The organism is Terrimonas pollutisoli, assembly GCF_029360765.1.
Lineage (GTDB): Bacteria > Bacteroidota > Bacteroidia > Chitinophagales > Chitinophagaceae > Terrimonas_B > Terrimonas_B pollutisoli.
On record NZ_JARKNA010000020.1, the window covers coordinates 38,308 to 58,250 of the forward strand.

The 19,943-nt window shown below is 41.4% G+C and carries 17 protein-coding genes; 7 read left to right on the plus strand and 10 right to left on the minus strand.

Annotated features, from left to right (window positions below; genetic code table 11):
- Positions 1-3: 3 nt before the first annotated feature.
- The 4 genes from P2W73_RS22515 to P2W73_RS22530 all read right to left on the minus strand — a co-directional run bounded on the left by P2W73_RS22515 (position 4) and on the right by P2W73_RS22530 (position 3,210).
- Complete coding sequence (locus P2W73_RS22515) at positions 4-711, minus strand: response regulator transcription factor (RefSeq protein WP_276504365.1); 708 nt, start codon at positions 709-711, stop codon at positions 4-6.
- Between the two features lie 64 nt (positions 712-775).
- Positions 776-1,768 carry a sensor histidine kinase gene (locus P2W73_RS22520; protein ID WP_276504366.1) on the minus strand — a complete coding sequence of 331 codons (993 nt, stop codon included), beginning with the start codon at positions 1,766-1,768 and terminating at the stop codon, positions 776-778.
- An 8-nt stretch (positions 1,769-1,776) separates the two neighbouring features.
- Positions 1,777-2,256 carry a gliding motility lipoprotein GldH gene (locus P2W73_RS22525; RefSeq protein WP_276504367.1) on the minus strand — a complete coding sequence of 160 codons (480 nt, stop codon included), beginning with the start codon at positions 2,254-2,256 and terminating at the stop codon, positions 1,777-1,779.
- Positions 2,257-2,334: 78 nt separating this feature from the next.
- Positions 2,335-3,210: a YicC/YloC family endoribonuclease gene (locus P2W73_RS22530; protein ID WP_276504368.1), complete on the minus strand. Its 876-nt coding sequence runs from the start codon at positions 3,208-3,210 to the stop codon at positions 2,335-2,337.
- A 694-nt stretch (positions 3,211-3,904) separates the two neighbouring features.
- On the opposite strand from P2W73_RS22530, the gene P2W73_RS22535 reads away from it, so the two are divergent.
- Complete coding sequence (locus tag P2W73_RS22535; RefSeq protein ID WP_276504369.1) at positions 3,905-4,861, plus strand: UDP-3-O-(3-hydroxymyristoyl)glucosamine N-acyltransferase; 957 nt, start codon at positions 3,905-3,907, stop codon at positions 4,859-4,861.
- 141 nt (positions 4,862-5,002) lie between these two features.
- Here the strand turns inward: P2W73_RS22535 and P2W73_RS22540 are convergent, their stop codons facing one another.
- The 5 genes from P2W73_RS22540 to pheS form a co-directional block, all read right to left on the minus strand.
- Entirely contained in the window at positions 5,003-6,070 is a 1,068-nt protein-coding gene (locus tag P2W73_RS22540; protein ID WP_276504370.1) for a carboxypeptidase-like regulatory domain-containing protein, read from the minus strand.
- A gap of 126 nt (positions 6,071-6,196) precedes the next feature.
- Positions 6,197-7,201 (minus strand): NAD-dependent epimerase/dehydratase family protein, encoded by a 1,005-nt coding sequence (locus P2W73_RS22545; RefSeq protein WP_276504371.1) that lies wholly within the window; start codon positions 7,199-7,201, stop codon positions 6,197-6,199.
- A 53-nt stretch (positions 7,202-7,254) separates the two neighbouring features.
- On the minus strand, positions 7,255-8,097 hold the full coding sequence (locus P2W73_RS22550; protein ID WP_276504372.1) for a 3-hydroxyacyl-CoA dehydrogenase NAD-binding domain-containing protein: 843 nt from the start codon (positions 8,095-8,097) through the stop codon (positions 7,255-7,257).
- Between the two features lie 43 nt (positions 8,098-8,140).
- Positions 8,141-8,695: an ORF6N domain-containing protein gene (locus P2W73_RS22555; protein WP_276504373.1), complete on the minus strand. Its 555-nt coding sequence runs from the start codon at positions 8,693-8,695 to the stop codon at positions 8,141-8,143.
- A gap of 134 nt (positions 8,696-8,829) precedes the next feature.
- The gene (pheS, locus tag P2W73_RS22560) at positions 8,830-9,861 is read right to left on the minus strand and encodes a phenylalanine--tRNA ligase subunit alpha (RefSeq protein WP_276504374.1); all 1,032 of its coding nucleotides are present in this window, start codon (positions 9,859-9,861) and stop codon (positions 8,830-8,832) included.
- Between the two features lie 126 nt (positions 9,862-9,987).
- Between pheS and P2W73_RS22565 the strand changes: the two genes are divergently transcribed.
- The 5 genes from P2W73_RS22565 (at position 9,988) to P2W73_RS22585 (ending at position 14,759) form a co-directional block, all read left to right on the plus strand.
- Positions 9,988-11,124, plus strand: a complete 1,137-nt coding sequence (locus tag P2W73_RS22565; protein ID WP_276504375.1) for a formimidoylglutamase — start codon at positions 9,988-9,990, stop codon at positions 11,122-11,124.
- A 26-nt stretch (positions 11,125-11,150) separates the two neighbouring features.
- Positions 11,151-11,642, plus strand: a complete 492-nt coding sequence (locus P2W73_RS22570) for a putative toxin-antitoxin system toxin component, PIN family (RefSeq protein ID WP_276504376.1) — start codon at positions 11,151-11,153, stop codon at positions 11,640-11,642.
- A 9-nt stretch (positions 11,643-11,651) separates the two neighbouring features.
- Complete coding sequence (locus P2W73_RS22575; RefSeq protein WP_276504377.1) at positions 11,652-12,704, plus strand: Gfo/Idh/MocA family oxidoreductase; 1,053 nt, start codon at positions 11,652-11,654, stop codon at positions 12,702-12,704.
- Between the two features lie 10 nt (positions 12,705-12,714).
- Positions 12,715-14,079 (plus strand): D-alanyl-D-alanine carboxypeptidase, encoded by a 1,365-nt coding sequence (locus P2W73_RS22580; protein WP_276504378.1) that lies wholly within the window; start codon positions 12,715-12,717, stop codon positions 14,077-14,079.
- Positions 14,080-14,186: 107 nt separating this feature from the next.
- Positions 14,187-14,759, plus strand: coding sequence for a hypothetical protein (locus tag P2W73_RS22585; protein WP_276504379.1), 573 nt, complete (start codon positions 14,187-14,189; stop codon positions 14,757-14,759).
- A gap of 5 nt (positions 14,760-14,764) precedes the next feature.
- Here the strand turns inward: P2W73_RS22585 and mutL are convergent, their stop codons facing one another.
- Entirely contained in the window at positions 14,765-16,627 is a 1,863-nt protein-coding gene (gene mutL, locus P2W73_RS22590; protein WP_276504380.1) for a DNA mismatch repair endonuclease MutL, read from the minus strand.
- Positions 16,628-16,746: 119 nt separating this feature from the next.
- Between mutL and P2W73_RS22595 the strand changes: the two genes are divergently transcribed.
- Positions 16,747-19,629 (plus strand): serine hydrolase domain-containing protein, encoded by a 2,883-nt coding sequence (locus P2W73_RS22595; RefSeq protein ID WP_276504381.1) that lies wholly within the window; start codon positions 16,747-16,749, stop codon positions 19,627-19,629.
- Positions 19,630-19,943: the final 314 nt, after the last annotated feature.

Here is a 19,943-nt window from a genome sequence, read left to right on the forward strand (position 1 = left end):
TTTTTATTCAGAATATTTGTAGCCCACCCCTCTTACCGAATGGAAATACCTCGGGTTCCGGCTATCATCTTCAAAATATTTCCGGAAGTTCAATATAAAATTATCGATGGTACGGGTAGTGGGGTATACATTATAACCCCAAACAGCCTGTAGTATCTTTTCTCTTGGAACCACTTCATTTTTATTTTCAATGAGTAATTTGAGCAGCATGGTTTCTTTTTTACTCAATTGTATCTTCTGACCGGATTTGGTAGAAGCCTCCTGGGCTTTGAAGTCAATCAGGTTATCACCAAATGAATAAGTATTGCCAACTGTAGACCTGTCCTGCAGTTTTTTATTTTTATTAATGAGTTTGTGCACCCTTAGCAAAAGCTCTTCAAGGTTGAAGGGTTTGGTCAAATAATCATCCGCTCCTTTTTTTAAACCAAGCACCCTGTCGGCGCTGCTGTTTTTAGCACTAAGAATAAGGATGGGAACTTCGTTATTACTGATCCGGATCGTTTCAGCTACATTAACGCCATCCATCTCCGGGAGCATTACATCCAGGATGATCAGGTCAAAATATTCGTTATTGATAGTGTTTAGCGCCGCAGCGCCGTCAAAAGCCGATGTCACCTCGTATCCTTCAAGCTCCAGGTTTAGTTTTAAAGCTTCATGAAGATTTTCTTCGTCCTCTACCAAAAGAATAGATGGTTTTTTTTCCTGGCTCATGACCTTTTTATTGTAAATAAACTGATCTCATTTAAATTGGTTCATCCTATGGCGATAACCCATGTCAGATAAAAAACCTGACAACAAAAGTACTGCCGCGGGGAGTATTGTTTGTCACCGAAATGTCCGCATTATGATCGTCAGCTATCTTGCTGCAAAGGTACAGGCCCAGGCCGGTGCCCTTTGTTTTTCGGGTAGCTTCGCTGCCAATGCGGTAGAACTTATAAAATATTTTTTTCTTCTCTTCATCCGGAATACCTGGCCCTTCATCGGTGATTTCCAATTCCACTACTGTATCTGTTTTCTTCAGCGATGCTTTTATCGGTGTCTCCTTAGGCGAATATTTGATCGCATTTTCAATAAGGTTGTTGATCAATATCTGTAAAAGCAGGGGATCGCCTTTTACTTCCGTATCCGCTTCTATATTTTCTGTAAACTCTCTTTCCGGGAAACGGGTTCTGAAATCATGGAGGCAATCCTTTAATAAATCCGAGAGATCCAGTTCCTCTTTCGAAAATTGATAGCCGCCACCCTCCAGTTGTGAGGAAATCAAAATATTATTGGTTAGAAAATTCAGGCGTGAGGTTTCTTCAAGTGTAGTATGAATAAGCCGTTTTTGTTTTTCAGGATCCAGGGCATATTTCTGCATCGTTTCCAGGTTGAGCCGGGCGACAGCAATAGGTGTTTTCAATTCATGCGTTACCGCCATCATAAAGTTTTGCTGCTGTTGTTGCAATTTGAATTGACGCCGGACGGTTCGGAAGACAAACATGGCGGCTATCACAATCAAGGCGAAAAAGAAAAGGCCTTCACTGACATGTTTGATAGCTTCCCTTTTTTTAAAATCGGCAATTAAGTTGTATTCGGATTGGTAAAGCTGCGGCGAGGAACTGCTGTCGATGGTGGCGTTTAATTGTTTGAGCTTAAAATCAGCGAGGGCGTTGCTCTGTCTTTGCAGTGAAATAAACCACCAGGCTAATGCGGCAACAATATAAATAAGCATGAGCCAGTAAATGATCGTTGCCCTTCTTATTTTTTTTCGGCTGGTTCCTGGCATTTATCGTTTTATTTCTTTTCGATACGCAAACCTGCGTTTAAAACATTTTCCAGCGGATCCTCCCGCATGATCTGCTCTATTGTAAATGTATAATTGCCGGCTTTTAAACTTTGATCGGGGCCAAGGGGAATTCTATGTTCATAAATATCATCCATGCCGGTACCGAGCCAGCCTTTATCATTAGTAGCCAATACCAGGTTTTGTTGTATTTTCTGTACGGTATCCTGTCCCGGCCCCTTGACATACACATTGATGAAAATATTATTGAAATTATATTTCTCATTGTGGCGCAAGATGAAAAATAGGCGATAAGGTGCTGAACTGTCTTTTATCGTAAAATCAAACGACGGCTTAAAGCTGCTGTTCCATTGATGGCCAGGAATTGTTACACTTTTTTCATATAAGTCAATGGTGGTACAGGAAACAGCTACGAGCTGCGAGATAAGAGCAACGAGCAGAACAGGTTTGATGGACGTAAAAAATTTCAAGATTAGTTTTTTGCAAATATAATTAAGAAACGACCCGTTACACCTGTAGCCCAGGACTACAAGCCAGGAGTGTTTTATTTACAGCACATTTAAAACCTGCTCTTTCGCCTTTTCCAGTTCATCTTTCATGGTTACCACCAGCTTTTGAATGGCGGAATCATAGGCTTTCGACCCGGTGGTATTTATTTCCCGCCCTATCTCCTGCAGAATAAATGATAGCTTCTTACCCTTCGATTCATCATTTTCATTGAGCAGGGAAATAAAATAATCGCAATGGTTTTTCAGCCTCACCTGTTCTTCTGTGATGTCTATTTTCTCAATGTAATAGATAAGCTCCTGCTCCAACCGGTTGTCATCGTAGTTTTCTTTGCCTACATTTTCTTCCAACAGCTTGGTGATACCCTCCCTGATCTTTTTTTGCCGGAGAGGTTCCAGCTTGATAACCTCCTGCTGGTTGTCGAGGATGTTATTGATCCGGATCACCAACTCATCTTGCAGCGACTTGCCCTCATCCAGCCTGTGCTGGTTGATGTTTTCTATGGCGGACAATAGTATCTTTTTGAATTCATTCCATTCAGTGTCGCTTAATGTATCGCTCCCCGGCGTGATCACTTCCGGCAATTTTACCAGGGTGCTGAGTATATGTGAAGGATCGAGACCCAGATCCGTGGAGAGTTCCGACAATGATTTATAATAGGCTTTTGCCAGGTCGGTGTTAATGGTTACAGGTTTGGCTGATCCCGTTTCTTTAAGACTAATGATACAATCGACACTTCCCCGGCCTAGCCGTTCTGAAAGTAAGCGGCGAATGTCAAACTCATAAGTCTTCAGGATAGCAGGTAAGCGGAGTTGCAATTCAAATTGTTTTCCATTGAGGGACTTGATGTCAATAAGAAATGTTTTGTCTCCTACGTTGTTTTCGGCTCTTCCGAAGCCGGTCATGGATTTCAGCATGTATAGGATTTTTGATTGGCTATAAAGATATTTTATTATTGCTTACCAATATTACTATAGTAATGATCTGCTTTTTTCTTTTCTTCTTTGTTTGTAATGTGGTCTGCGCAACAATAGTTTGATTACCCGAAAAACAACAATGAATTATTCAAACAACCCGTTTTATAATTTCTTATTACTCCCTTTTAGGGGTAGGGGTAAATAAGAATCCCTCCGATTACTCGAAGGGATCATTATAATGGATGGGTTAGTAAGTACAGGGAAACGAATTTCCCAACACAATATTAAATATAATTTTTACTATCTAAAAAATTTTTATTAAGAATTTTATTCACATTTTGTTTTGGCTTGTGGATAAGGACAAGGCTTTTTACTACCGGTTAAATGATGATGATGGAAGATCTTCTTATCGTTGTTTACTTCAACCAATAAATTTTATTTTTTCAATCGCCTGTAACATTGATGCAGCAAGCGTTTCATTGCGCAACTTTTACTGAGTGATATTTAATTTCAATGAAAACCCATTCTTGCAAAGTCAATGATCAATTCAATTTAATGGAGGCGAACTGTAATAAAGACGACGAAAAATATTTTTGGAATTTCTTGCCGAGCTGACCAAACCCGAAGAAAAAATGATCTCTATCGGAATAATCCGGCTGTTTATACCATTTACCTTTGTGCAAATCATTCCTGTATGCGTTTTGATAAACCCGTTCCGCTTACAACAATTGCTGCACTGATCGGTGCGGAGTTAATTGGTAATACCATTGCCTCTGCAACCGGAATAAATGAAATTCATAAAGTAGAAGAAGGTGATTTGGTATTTGTGGATCATCCAAAGTATTATGACAAGTGTATTCATTCGGCTGCCAGCTTTATAATTATCAATCAGCAAACCGATTTTCCTTCCGGCAAGGCCTTGCTGGTTACACCCGAACCTTTCGAAGCGTATCAAACTATAGTAAAACATTTCCGGCCATTTAATCCCTCGATGCAGTTGCTCAGCTCTTCCTATTCAGCTGGTGAGGGAACAGTAATAATGCCGAATGCCTATATCGGCAATCATGTAACAATCGGGAAAAACTGTGTTATATATCCCAATGTGACCATATTGGATCATTGTGTGATCGGGGATGATGTAGTGATACAGGCAGGAACGGTGATTGGCAGTGATGCATTTTACTACAATAAAAAAACCAACCGTGATATTCACTATAAAAAAATGCTGAGCTGTGGCAGGGTTGTTATAGAAAATGGTGTTGAAATAGGAGCTGGTTGCACCATTGACAGGGGAGTGAGTGGTGATACGAGGATAGGAGCAGGTACCAAAATGGATAACCTGGTACATATCGGGCACGATACAGTAGTAGGTAAGAACTGTTTGTTTGCAGCTCAGGTAGGTATTGCCGGCGCAACTACCATTGAAGATAGTGTGATCCTCTGGGGGCAGGTAGGGGTAAGCAAAACACTAACGATAGGAAAAGATGCAGTGGTATATGCACAGAGTGGGGTGAAAGATTCAATTGCAGGTGGCAAAGTATATTTCGGCTCACCCGTGGAAGATGCCAGGGAAAAAATGAAAGAGTTCGTTTGGATAAAACGTATCCCGCAACTTTGGGAAAAAGTAATGAAACCCTCTAAATATCCCTAAAGGGAGACTTGCTGTCGCACAGACCCGGATAGTTGAATAGCTTTATTGATCTGGAAACTACTAATGCGGAAACTAAGAATCAATAATATTTTGCGAGGGCTGTGCAATGGTGGCAGCCCTTTAGGGAGGTCGGGAGGGTTTCTAATAATCATATGGCAACTGGTCTGCTAAGTTCTTCCAGCTCCAATATCCCTGGTTGATCCAGTCTTTCTGATCGTAATAATATCCGTTTTCTTTGATGGCAATAGCATCCGTCATATCGATATAGGAAAGTTGAACCGGCACATTCTTTGGGAGTTTAAACTGTTTCAGGTATTCTGGTTCGGGTCGCATTTTGGTATAGGTGATGCTGATCTTTCTCGGAAACCAGATCTCAACCTGCATCGTGCTATCCAATGCTCCATAATAAGTGCTGTCATAAATATTTTCAACGCGGTTGAATTTTTTATTGTCATTCTCGTCCAGCAAATCAATAGTGAATCCCTCCTCTAATAAAGCGCTGTCATAATAACTCCGCATAAAATGAAGTTTGGATCCGGCGTAGGCTTTTTCCCGGTTTGCTGTCCATACTTTTTTCAGGCTGTCATCACCCTCCATCTCAGTGTACAGGCAAAACCCGCGGTAAGAGTTGATATTATTATTGTAGTTATAGATAAATGAGTCCAACTGGTACCGGAGATTATAGCCGAGAGCTTTGTTTTCAATTTGCAAAGGTTCGGTGGCCAATACCCTCAGCTTATTACTTTTCTTGAGCAGGTAGAACTTTAGTACTTCCGGATTTAAGAGTGATGTTTTAGCCGCATTAGGCGTAGTGCCGATAAAATGATCCATAAAAAAGCCACCATATTTTGTCCAGCCGTCTTTTACTTCGTTACTTGTTTTAATAATTACTTCCCCCAGGCTCTTTTCCTCTTTTGCCATTTCGATATCGGGTATTTTGCTATCGGCATGACTAATGCGTATCTGTTTTGTTTGATAGCCGGTATAGCTGATGATCAGTTCATACCCCCCGGATTTTAGCTGAAGTGAAAACTCTCCTTGTTTATTAGTGGTAGTACCGATAGTGGTGTTTTGACAATACACTGAAGCGCCGTTCAAAGGTTCTTTACTCTCCGCATCCACAATTTTACCTACTACGGTAAACTGTCCATAAGCAAGAGTTGAAAATAATGATACCAGGAAAAAAAGTATCAAACGTAGTTTTTGCATAGAAACTGAGTTAATGTTTAAAGATACGAATTGCCAGTCGGTGGAGATAGCGTAGTTCCGCTGCGGAAACTACTTTTAAGTTTTTATTTGTTGTTAATAAATGCTTAAACGATGGAGTGATGTTCGTTAGTGTTGCGCAGTACCAGGGTTGTGGAGATATTTCCGGCAGGCTTCTTCAATGGTTTGCTCCAGCGGAGTAAAAGAAAAATCAGGCACTGCCTGTAAAAATTTCTGATTGTCAAAATAAGTTTGGCTTAATGCGACTTTGATGCTGTCTCTTGTTAACAAGGGCTTGTGACCCGAGATCATCGATTTTAATTTTTCCAGTCGCCGGGCCGCATTCAAAATAAAAGGAGTGGTGAGGCGGCTGGGTTTTGGTTTACCCATGTTTTCGGCAATAGTATCCTGTAGTTTTTTAAAAGGCCAGTTTTCGCCATTGATCAGGTAGCGCTGTTCAGTGATATCAGACTCCATCAATGCAATAGCAGCCCGGGCCACATCCTGTACATCCACAAAGCCGTTAATGCCAGGGGTAAACCATTTGAACCCGTCGTATACTTTTTTAAAAATGGCGCAGCTGCTGGTATTCCAGTCACCATAACCTAAAAATGTGCTGGGATTAAGAATGACACCACTAAGTCCTTCGCTAAAGCCACGCCACACTTCAAGCTCTGCTTTGTATTTGCTTTTGCCATAATGAGTATTGACACCGTTTTCGTCCCATTTTTTTTCCTCATCCACTTTGCCGCCATGTGCAGTTCGTCCTAATGCTGCCACCGAACTGATATGAACAAAGCGGCTGATATTTTTTTCCAGCGACATATTTACCACATTGGCTGTTCCTTCGACATTCACATGATACATGTTTGCCCTGTGTTTTTTATCAAAAGAAACAATAGCTGCACTATGTATCACTTTGTCAACTCCATCCATTGCATCTTCTAAAGAAATTACATCCAGTATGTCACCATCTACCCATTCCACCCTGGAAAAAATTTCTTTGGAAATATAAAAAGGAAGTTGCTGGCTGCGCCGGATAGCACGAACGGCATATTTTCGTTCAACTAATTCCTTGATGAGATAGGCGCCAAGAAATCCCGTACCACCGGTTACAAGTATTTTATTCGACAAGTTGACAAATTAATAACTGCGAAGATACCTATATCATTCTTTCATCCTATCAATTAGTATTGATAATAGCCCTTACCGGTTTTCCTTCCCAGCTCTCCCTTTTCCACTTTTTCCTGCTGAATAAAGGAAGGTTTTAATCTTTCAGGATGATACAATTGTTCATATACTGAACAACTGACTGCATAATTAATATCGTTGCCAATCAGATCCATCAGTTTAAAGGGTCCCATTTTAAAACCAGAAGTTTCCAATAAACTATCAATGGTTGCAAAATCAGTAATACCCTCTTCTGCCAGGCGCAATGCTTCAATATAATAAGGTCTTGCCACCCTGTTTACAATAAAGCCAGGGGAATCTTTACAAACAACCGGTGTTTTTCCCATTTGCCTGGCAAGGGTAATAATAATTCGTGTTGTTTCTTCATTCGTGTAATTGGTGTTCACTACTTCCACCAGCTTCATAACGGGTGCCGGGTTAAAAAAATGCATCCCGATAACCCGCTCCGGATGTTTTACCTGGCTCGCAATATTAGATATGGATAATGAGGAGGTATTGCTGGCAAATATGGCGTCGGCCGTATTCAATTCTGCTAATTGATTAAACAGTGAAATTTTTACCTCCGGCTTTTCGATAATGGCTTCGATAAAAACATCCGCGCTGCATTGGTTGATATCACCGGTAAATTGTATCCGCGCTACTATTTCCTGCTTAGCCGCTTCATCGATCTTGCTTTTTTCAACCAGGGTTTGCAAACTTTTCTCAATGGAAGACTTTGCTTTTTCTAAAACAGATGGGTTCAGCTCATATAAAATTGTGGCGGAACCAGACTGCGCAGCTACCTGGGCAATACCACTACCCATAGTGCCGGCGCCGCAAATGCAGATTGTCTGAACCATGATTTGTGCAGATTGATTGATATCTGAGATCTATTATTGATTTCTATTTTTTGAAGCCTATTCGCTCCCGATCTTCCCATTTTCTTTGAGACGCTTTTTCATCGAGTAAATTTTCAAGAGCATCATAAATTTGAGAAAGCTGTACATCGTGTTCACCCAATCGTTCCTTTATTTCTTTCAATTGAGATATTAGATCCCCCTGCTGCAGTACAATTCTCCTTATTGCGACAAAAGCCCGCATGATGCTGATGTTCATTTTTATCGCTTTGTCAGAATTCAAAACACCACTCAGCATAGCTATGCCTTGCTCTGTAAAGGCGTAAGGCAATGATGCATCCGGCCGTTTACTGGGATATGTCATCACAATCTGTGATGACATACTTTGGTTTAAGTTATCAATTTGAAATTTTATTGTTTCAAATTCTGTCTTTGTAATTCTGAACATAAAATCCTTAGGAAAGCGTCCTGCATTTCTTTTTACGGCCTGGTTCAAAATCCTTGTTTCTACTTCATAAAGTGCCGCTAAATCAAAATCCAGCATAACCCGTTCGCCTCTTATTTCGTATATCCTATTTTGTATAGAACGTATTATCTGCATAGTAATTGGGTCAATACTTCTCGGGAGAATCTTTCATTTTTATAAAGTTAGATAAAAAACTATCTGGTAAGCGAACACTCAAATAGTCATATTATCTACAACCTAACTTATCTGCCGCGGCGTGGACAGGGGTTCTATATGGAACTTGTAAACTGCTTCAAAAATCTTACATCATTCTCGCTGAATAAGCGAATATCATTGATGCCATATTTTAAAATAGCGGGACGTTCAATACCCATACCAAATGCAAAGCCGGTGTATTTATTGGGATCAATGCCGCAATTCGATAATACATTGGGATGAACCATGCCACATCCTAATATTTCTACCCAGCCTGTTTTTTTACAGATGTTACAACCGCTGCCACCGCAGATAAAGCAGCTCACATCCATTTCAGCACTTGGTTCAGTGAAAGGAAAATAAGACGGACGGAAACGAACCTTTACATCCTTTCCATACATTTCTTTTACAAAAAAGTATAAGGTTTGTTTCAGGTCGGCGAAAGAAACATTTTCATCGATGTATAAACCTTCTACCTGGTGAAAAAAGCAATGGCTCCTGGCACTCACTGTTTCGTTGCGATACACGCGGCCGGGCATTAACATGCGGATCGGCAGTTTGCCTTTTTCCATTTCACGAATCTGGACGCTGCTGGTATGGGTACGCAAAACCCAGTCGGGATTTTGTTGTATATAAAAAGTATCCTGCATGTCGCGGGCAGGATGGTGAGGTGGCAAATTCAATGCGCCGAAATTGTGCCAGTCATCTTCGATCTCGGGACCTTCAGCTACCGCAAAGCCCAAACGCTGGAAAATGGATACGATCCGGTTTTTCATCAACGTAACGGGATGGCGGCTGCCAATAGGAATAGGGTCACCCGGAAGTGAAAGGTCTATTTGGTTGCTGGTTCCCGGTTGCTGGTTGTTCGTTGCTTCTTTTAATTGCGCATATTTTTCCTCTGTGAAAACTTTGAACTCATTGAGGATCTGACCGAATTCTTTTTTCTTTTCAACCGGCACCGTTTTCATTTCACCCATGATGGCTTTCACAATGCCCTTCGTGCCCAGGTATTTGATGCGAAACTCTTCTACCTGCTTTTCGTCGGTAGCCTTGAATGCACTGATCTCTTGTTTATATTCTTCTATCTGCTGTAACAATTGCTCCATAGCGGCAAAAATAAGTCAGAACTCCGATTTTTTGGATTTAAATGATTTTGGCGAAGCCTTACATGGGATGCTCTTTTAATCCTATCAATCTATCTAAATCCCGGTTCAGATATTTATCTTGCAACCATGTCAGACTATTTAAACATTTCCGACTTTCTGTCTCCCATCAACATCCACGAAATATCGAATGATGAAGGTTATAAGGATGGTCAGCTGGGAAGGATCATCCCGGTGTATGATGAAGAATTTCCTGATCTGGATGAAGTGCAAATCGTGTTGGTGGGTTGCGCCGAACAGCGGGGCAGTGGGTTGATTGGTGGTGAAAGTAATGCTCCCGATATTATCCGCCGGCATTTTTACCAGCTTTATTATTGGCACACAGATATCCGTATGGCGGATATTGGTAATGTAAAAGCAGGTTCCTCCTTTGGCGATTCATATGCTGCATTGAAAACAGTGATCAATGAATTGATGAATGATGGTAAAACAGTGATCATTCTTGGAGGTTCGCACGATCTCACTCTTGCACAATACCAGGCTTATACCGGTAATAAAAAATCGATCGAAGCCTCCTGCGTGGATGCATTGATTGATCTGAATATTGATTCACCTTTCAGGCATGAAAATTTTTTGATGGAAATGCTGACCGGTGAGCCAAACTACCTGCGACATTATAATCATATCGCCTTTCAAAGTTATTATGTGCATCCGCGGATGCTGGAAACAATGGACAAGCTGCGGTTCGATTGCTTCCGGGTGGGACATGTGAAAGAAAGTATTGAAGAAATGGAGCCCGTGATCCGCAACACTGATCTTTTCTCATTCGACATATCAGCTATTGCAAGTGCCTATGCGCCGGCCAATACTGTTTCTCCCAATGGACTGAATGGTGAGGAAGCTTGTGTGCTGATGCGCTACGCAGGTATGAGTCATAATGTAAAAAGCATTGGAATTTATGGTTACAATGCCCAGCATGATAAAGATGAATTGACGGCAAGGCAAATCAGCCAGATGCTTTGGTATGTGATCGATGGCCGTAGCCGCGGCAAACGGGAAGCACAGCTAAATGAAAAAGAATCGTTCAATGAATATCACATGGCTTTTGCAGAAGTAGAAACCACGTTTTTACAAAGCAAGAAAACAGGAAGATGGTGGATGCAGCTGCCAGATCATCGTTACATAGCATGCAGTTATAAAGATTATTTATTGGCAAGCAGTAATGAAATACCGGAGCGTTGGTTAAGGGCACAGGAGAGGGGCTAATGTGTAAATGTGAAAATGATTAGGGTATGAAAAATGGGAAATGTGTGCCTGGCTTTAAGAAGCACGCATTCCATTCTCAAATAATGGTGGCTAATAAGATGAAAGTAGTTATTGATACAAATGTTTTACTGGAATCTATATCAAACCGGTCACCCTGGCACTGGTTTTACAAAGCCATAACCGAGAAGAAAGTTGACGTTTACCTGACGACGGAAATATTACACGAGTACGAAGAAAAAATTGAAGAACACTGGTCGCTGGAGGTTGCCAGAGCTGTTGTCAGAACGCTTTCAAAATTATCTTCTGTGCATTTGATTGATACTTATTTCCGGCTTCAGCTAATAAGTAAAGATGCAGCCGATAATAAATTTACAGATTGTGCTTTTGCTGCTGACGCGGATTATTTGATAACCAATGACAGGCATTTTGATATTTTGAAAACAATCAATTTTCCAAAGATCAACACGTTGAGGCTGGAAGAATTTGAGCCCTTCCTGAATGAAAACAAAGAAAAATAGTCAATATACATGAATAACTCTATTATCAAAACCGGTATCTGTTCTTATGGCATGAGTGGCAAATTATTTCATGCGCCATTTATTCAAAACCACCCGGGTTTCGAATTGACAGCAATCGTTGAAAGAAGTAAAAATGAGTCGGGAGAAAAATATCCTGCTTCCAGGCTATGCCGGTCGGTAGATGAATTGATCGCTGATGAATCTCTCCAACTTATTATTGTCAACACACCTGTTCAAACACATTTTGAATACGCAAAGAAAGCTCTTGCGGCAGGTAAGCATGTTATTGTTGAAAAGCCATTTACCGTTACTTCGAAGGAAGCCGAAGAATTGGTTGCACTTGCCGCTGAAAATAACGTAATGCTGTTCGTGTATCAAAACCGGCGTTACGACGGCGACTATAAAATGGTAAAAGAAGTGTTGGAGAATAAATTATTAGGAGAAATAAAAGAAGTGGAGATCCGGTATGACCGTTACAGGCCTGAAATAAGTTATAAAGTTCATAAAGAAACAGATCTGCCCGGTGCTGGTACTACATACGACCTTGGCGCCCATTTGATTGATCAATCTTTACAATTGTTTGGTCAACCACACTCACTGTTTGCCGATATGATGGCGATGCGGGATGGAAGCCCGGTAGATGATTATTTCGAGATCATTTTATATTACCCGTCTTTCAGGGTTCGGTTAAAAGGTACCTGCTTTGCAAAAGAACCGGTACCGGAATATATCCTGAATGGTGCAAAAGGAACTTTTTTACAGAAACGTTCCGACTTACAGGAAACGCAGTTGCTGAAAGGGGTAACACCAACAATAGAGACCTGGTGTCCTGCGCCGGAAGAACCAGATGGTTTTTTAAATATTGTTGCAGATGGAAAAGAAATAAAAGAAAAAAGGCTGTCAACTCCCGGGAATTATATGAACTACTTTACCGACATATACAAGGCGATCCATAAGATGACGCCTAACCCTGTTCCCGGAACGGACGGTGTAAGGATCATTCATATTATTGAAGCAGCTAAACAAAGCGCCAAAGAAGGACGAATTATTAATGTTCAATAATCAATTCTCAATGCTCAATTTTCAAATCAGGAAAACTGGTCCTGGATTTTCGTACTTCGTAATTCTTACTTCGTACTTACTTTTTGCTTCTTGTTCTGTTCAAAAGAAAATAGCTAAATCTGCAGATATAGATGTGCTGGACGTACCCGCTTTGCAAACAGCACATGTCGGCATCAGCATTTATGAGCCGGCTAGCGGAAAGCATTGGTATGATTACAATGGTGAAAAATATTTTGTACCTGCAAGCAATGTAAAAATCCCGACATGCTATGCTGCGATGAAATATCTGGGAGATAGTTTAACCGGACTAAGATATGTTGGCTTTCAGAATAACAAGGGAGAAAAATCATTTTGGTTGCAACCGACAGGTGATCCTACTTTGCTACATCCTGATTTTACCACACAGCCTGTGATTGATTTTTTCAAAAAAGATACTACTGCTGAATATTTATTGACCACTGCCCATCAATGGGAAGATACGCCATGGGGTGCTGGCTGGTCATGGGGCGACTATGCGGTTTATTATATGGCCGAGCGAAGCCAATTTCCGATCTATGGGAATGTGGTGCACATTCAGGGATCCGAAAAGGGTATTACAATCTTTCCCGGCCAGTTTGAATTTGCTTACGAAGGAAAAGAATCAACTCCCTTTTTTGACAGAAGCAGCAATAAATATTCTTTTAACCGGGTAATGAGTGAAAACAAATTTTTATGGAGACCAGATTCATCAGCTATAGAAAATGAGGAAATACCTTTTATTACCTCTACCGCATTAGCTATTTCATTATTAAAAGATACAGTCCGGGGCTTGAAGCTGGCAATGTCTGAAAACACTTCATTAAAGAATGCAAAAAAGATTTTCTCGCAGCGAACTGATGCGATGCTTAGCCTCATGATGCATCGGAGTGATAACTTCTTTGCCGAGCAGGCACTACAAATGGTCAGTAATGAACGGCTGGGTGTGATGAATGATGCAAAGATCATTGATACCATTTTAAAAACAGATTTTAAAGACCTGCCTCAAAAACCAAAATGGGCAGATGGTTCGGGTCTCAGCCGTTATAATTTGTTTACACCACAGAATTTTGTTGCTATTCTCAATAAGATGAGACAAGAATTTGGAGTGGAACGCATCAAAATTATTTTTCCAACAGGTGGCAGGGGCACACTCGAGAATTATTATGTTGCAGACAGCAACTCTATCTATGCAAAAACGGGAACACTTTCCGGCGTTGTAGCCATCAGCGGTTTTTTACAGACAAAGAAAAACAGGCAATTGATTTTTTCCGTGCTGGTTAACAACCACCAGGCTTCACCCACTGATATAAGGAGGGCAGTGGAGAAGTTTTTGCAAACAATCCGGAATAAATTCTGATATGAATAAAAGCAAAATCATTAGCTCAAATTAACATTAGATTGAGATGTGTTTTTAATTTCTTTAAGTTTTGGATAGGTAATATTACCATCCAAAACCATTCTATTATGAGACGAAATATCTTTACTCTTGTCCTTTTACTTACTTCTCTTTTCTTATTTGCACAGCGGCCGGTCAATAAACAACTCCGCACTTTAACAAAACTGGATCTGGGCTTACAGGGGGTGGGCATCACCTTCGAACCGAAGATTGGTAAAAGCGCAACGATTGATCTGTCGACTGGTATTGGTGGGGGATACGATATCTGGTTAAACGAGCTTACCTATAAATTGGATATTACCAACCCTGCCATATACTTTTCTGTAACACCTAAATTTTTTTACAATCGGAAAAAGAGAGCCGAAAGTGATAAGACAACAGCGTTAAATGCAGGCAATTATATCGGCTTGCGGCTTCGGTATACTACAAAGGGGCTTGCCGAAAACTCCGGAATTTATGATGCGCTGCTGATGAACCTGCATTGGGGACTACAAAGACCTCTGGGAAAAAAATGGTCATTTGCAACACATGTGGGAGCCGGATATGCTACTGATGCAACTGATCTGAATCATTTTTCAGGAACAGTTTACCCGGCTTTGGAGTTTAGGTTTTCTTATGTATTTACCCGACAGAAGTCTTAATCAGGTCACTTACCAAATAGTTTTTCCAACTGCTCCTGCTTAAACTCTAAATAGGTAGGATTGCCATCAGGCGTTGAATTAGCTTGTTCGCAAGCAAACAGATCAGTGACCAATTGTTTCATTTCTCTTTCCGTTAATCTTGTTCCGGTTTTAATTGCCTGTTGTCTTGCCAGCGAACGAACTAATTTTTCCCTTTTTGAAAATTTTAATTCGGGATTGAAATGCTTGTATTGCTCAATCAAAAGGTCGATCACCTGTTTTTCATTGCCGGCGTCGAGGTCGGCTGGGGTGCCTTGTATCACAAAGGTGTTTTTACCAAATGGTTCGATCATGTAGCCCAGTTCCTGCAGGTCACTCATCAGTTCTTCCAGTATTACCGTATCAGCAGGTGCTAACTCAATGGTGGATGGAAACATGCTTCGTTGCGTAGCAATAGGCTTACCCTGCCCGGCAGCTTTTAATTGATCATACAATACTCTTTCATGCGCTGATTGCTGATTGATTAGTATAAATCCTTTTGAAGAAGGAACGACGATATAAGTGTTGAGAAGTTGGGTGAGGTCAGCATCTTCAATAGTCGTGAGTCGTGAGTCATGAGTCACGGGTGGAGCTACTTCGGCGTTCGGTACGGTCTCCCATCTCTGAACTCCCGATTCCTGATTCCTGACTCCCGTCTCCGGACTCTCATAAAATTCCCGCCAATGTTTTAATTCAGCTTTTTTCGACGGCTCGATAAAATGTGCCTGGTTTTTTTGTGTAAACCCTTTGAAGAGTGAAGAAGCTGATGCCGCTGACTGCTTTTCTTCTGTAAACGGTTGTTGAATGGAAGGTAGCTGTTGTATCGATGCATCGAGGTCAAAATCCAGGGCAGGGGTAACGCTGTACTGGGCCAGTGCATGTTTCACCGCTGCCTGCACAAATGCATAAATGATCTTCTCGTCTTCAAATTTTATTTCCTGTTTGGTAGGATGCACATTCACATCTATTACCGCAGGATCAAGATCGATGAATAACACATACATGGGAAAGCTGTCAACAGCTACCATTTCCTGGTAGGCATTCATTACCGCATGGTTCAGGTAAGCACTTTTGATGAAGCGGCTATTGACGAAGAAATATTGATCACCCCTGGTTTTCTTGGCTGTGTCAGGCTTGCCAACAAAACCATAAATATTCATGTAGTCTGTTTCTTCTTTTACTGAGACCAGCTTGCTATTGTAGGTATTGCCGAGCAATTGAATGATGCGTTGTTTCAGGCTGCCAGCCTCCAGGTGAAAGATCTGTTGGCCATTACTGATCAATGAAAAGAAAATATGTGGAAAGGATAATGCCACCCTTGTAAATTCATCTACGACATGCCGCATCTCGGCAGCATTGCTTTTTAAAAAATTTCTTCTTGCCGGGACATTGAAGAACAGATTCTTCATGGCGATATTAGTGCCATTCGGTACAGCCACGGGTTCCTGCTTTTTTACCACACTATTCTCTACTTCTATATAGACGCCTGCCTCATCTTCCGCTCTTTTTGTTTTTAATTCCACCTGGGCCACCGCTGCAATGGAGGCCAAAGCCTCACCCCGAAAACCCATGGTGCGAATATGAAAGAGATCTTCGATGCTGGTGATTTTAGAAGTAGCATGCCGTTCGAAACACATTCTTGCATCGGTTTCGCTCATGCCGCTTCCATTATCAATTACCTGCAATAATGATTTACCTGAATCATTAATGATTAATTTGATTTCGGTAGCTCCTGCATCGACCGCATTTTCCAGCAATTCCTTCACTGCACTTGCTGGTCGCTGTATCACTTCACCAGCTGCTATCTGGTTGGCTATGTTATCGGGTAATAATAGAATCTTATCTGGCACAATTAATTTTCTCCGCCGGCAAAAATAACAATTTGCCTTTTAAGCAACTCTTCACGATTTCCTGGCATCAAAACATTTAATTTTAGCGGTGTTTTACTTATATAGAATAATTTACTATCATGATGATAAAAAGAGCACTATTTCTGCTGTTTTTTGCGGCCCCACTTCTCTCAACTGCACAGTATAAAAGTGGGCTTTCCGCCAACGCCTGGGTCGATAGTGTTTTTAGTAGCCTTAGCAAGGAAGAAAGGATTGCACAACTAATGGTCATCAGGGCGCATTCCAATCTCGGTCCTGATCATATTGCCAAAGTGACTAATGATATTCAAAAATATAATGTAGGTGCCTTATGTTTTTTCCAGGGCGGCCCGGTAAGGCAGGCTGACCTGACCAATGCCTATCAAAGCATGGCCAAAACGCCTTTGATGATTACTATCGACGGGGAATGGGGCCTGGGCATGCGGCTCGACAGCGTTACCAAATTTCCTTACCAGCTTACACTCGGCGCATTAAATGATGATGAATTGGTTTATAAAATGGGGTTGGCAGTAGGAGAGCAATGTAAACGACTGGGTGTGCATGTGAACTATGCGCCGGTGGTAGATATTAATAACAATCCTAACAATCCTGTTATTGGTTATCGTTCTTTTGGAGAAGATAAAACTAAAGTGGCCCGATTCGGCGTAGCCTATATGAAAGGGATGCAGGATGCCGGCATCATGGCTTGCGCCAAACATTTTCCCGGCCATGGAGATGTGGATGTCGATTCGCATTACGATCTGCCCATTGTCAACAAAAGCGTTGCGCAACTGCAGGAAACAGAATTAATGCCTTTCAAAGCTTTGTTTGCAGCGGGGGTCGGTAGTGTGATGATCGCACATCTTTCTATTCCAACTATCGATAGTACCGCTAACAGAGCTACCTCTATTTCAAAAAATGCAGTAACAGGTTTATTAAAAGATCAAATGGAGTATAAGGGTCTTGTGTTTACCGATGCCCTGGAGATGAAAGGAGTGGCAAAATATTTTCCCGGCGGCACAATCGCCGTTGAGTCGCTGATTGCCGGCAATGATATGCTTTGCCTGCCTGAAGATGTGGAACAAACAATTGATGCAGTAAAGAATGCGATCAAAGAAAAAACACTCAGCTGGGACGCTATCAATGAGAAAGTAAAAAAAGTGTTGAAAGCAAAGTATGAGCTTGGCTTATATCAATGGCAGCCCATCAATACGGAGAACCTATTGGAAGATCTGAATGCGAAAACAAACGAAATCCGATTTGAGGCAGCAAAAAATTCGTTGACTGTATTACGAAATGAATCCAAAGCTTTTCCTGTCACCGGCAAAAGAAAAATAGCTTATGTGGGAATCGGGATAGCTGAACTGAATGCATTTGGTAAAAGGTTAAAAGAAGATAAGGATGCGGATACCTATTTCTTTTCCTATAAGGATGAGGACCCGGAAAGAATTTTAACTGCCATTAAAGAGGGCAAGTATGAATCAATTGTGATCGGGGTACATGACTATAATCTCAGGCCGGCCAATAATTACCTGATCAGTCCTGCTGCGGTCAAGCTCGTCAAAGAATTACAATCCTTCAATGCTGTAACTTTTGTTTTTGGCAATGTGCTGGCCATTTCCAATTTCTGCGATGCAACTAACCTGGTTGCCTGTTACCAGGATGATGATATCACCCAGCAGGCTGCCGCTGACCTGTTGGAATCAAAGATCGTTTCCATGGGTAAATTGCCGGTAAGCGTTTGTGGTTTCAAGCCAGGCGCCGGTATTATACATGGAGGTATAAAACCGGTGCGGGCCAGTCTTCCTCCAAATAAGTTAGATGCTATTGACTCTATTGTTGCAGATGCGATTGCCAAAAAAGCATTTCCTGGTTGCGTGGTACTGGCGGTACACAATGGAAAAATTTTGTACAATAAGGCATTTGGTAATTATGAGTACGGCTCTTCACCTGCCATGAATGTGGAGAGCATTTTTGACCTGGCGTCAGTGACAAAAATTTCCGCCACTACTGTTGCCGTCATGAAATTATATGAACAGGGAAAATTGGACCTGAAAAAACGGTTAGGCAATTACCTGCCTGCGGTTAGGGGCACTAATAAGGCTTCACTACAAATCGATGATATACTGATGCACCAGGCGGGATTGGTTCCTTTTATTTCTTTTTATAAGGAAACTATCGATTCTGCTACCGGCATTCCCAATCCAGCTTTATATAATGACAAAAAGAAGCCGGGCTTTGAATACCGGGTGGCTGAAAACCTTTATCTCCGTAATGACTGGGAAGATACACTGATGAGCCGGATAGCGGCGAGTCCGCTGGGCCCTGCCAATAAATATGTGTATAGCGATAATGATTTTATTTATTTAGGTAAAGTGGTGGAATCTATTACAGGCATGCCGCTGAATGAGTATGTAGAAAAAACTTTTTATCGAAAAATGGGAATGCGGACGACCGGCTTTAAACCCAGGGCTGAATTTGCAGTTGATAAAATTGTCCCGACTGAAAAAGAAGAACATTTTCGCCGCCAGTTGATACGGGGAGATGTACATGATGAAGGAGCGTCGATGTTTGGCGGTGTAGCAGGGCATGCCGGCTTATTTTCCGACGCATATGATTTGGCGATGCTTTACCAGATGTTATTGAATGGTGGAGTCTTTAATGGCGAACGCTACTTTAAAAAAGAAACAATCAAATTATTCACTGCCTATCACAGCAAGACAAGCCGCCGCGGCTTGGGTTTTGATAAACCTGAAAAAGATAATGCGAAAGGGAATGAGCCCTATCCTTCATTAAGTGCATCACCAGAAACTTTCGGTCATACCGGTTTTACCGGCACTTGTGTATGGGTAGATCCAAAAGCAAACCTGGTGTATGTATTTCTTTCCAACAGGGTAAATCCAACGAGAGACAATCCGCGATTTGGGCAAATGAATATCAGGCCGAAGATCCAGGAGGTGTTGTATAGTGTGATAAAGAATTAGCCGCAGATGAACGAAAATGAACACAGATGACTAAATGAGGCTTGATTAGAAATTGTGTTATTACTATCGCCGGATCTTTTTAGTTATAGGTTTCGGGTGAGCCGCCCTCAAATGTCCATGTATGGTTTTGTGCACCGGTGCTTTTGTTGACCAAAGCAATTTTACGGGAATGGAATAATCGTTATCCATTATTTCGTAGGAGAAATCGGCATTGATGGGAATGTCTATTTCTTCCCGATGGCAGGAGACGAAGAGAAGGAGAGAGATATGAGTACGGATAGTTTCAATACTAGTTTTCTTTTTTTAACCTTGCA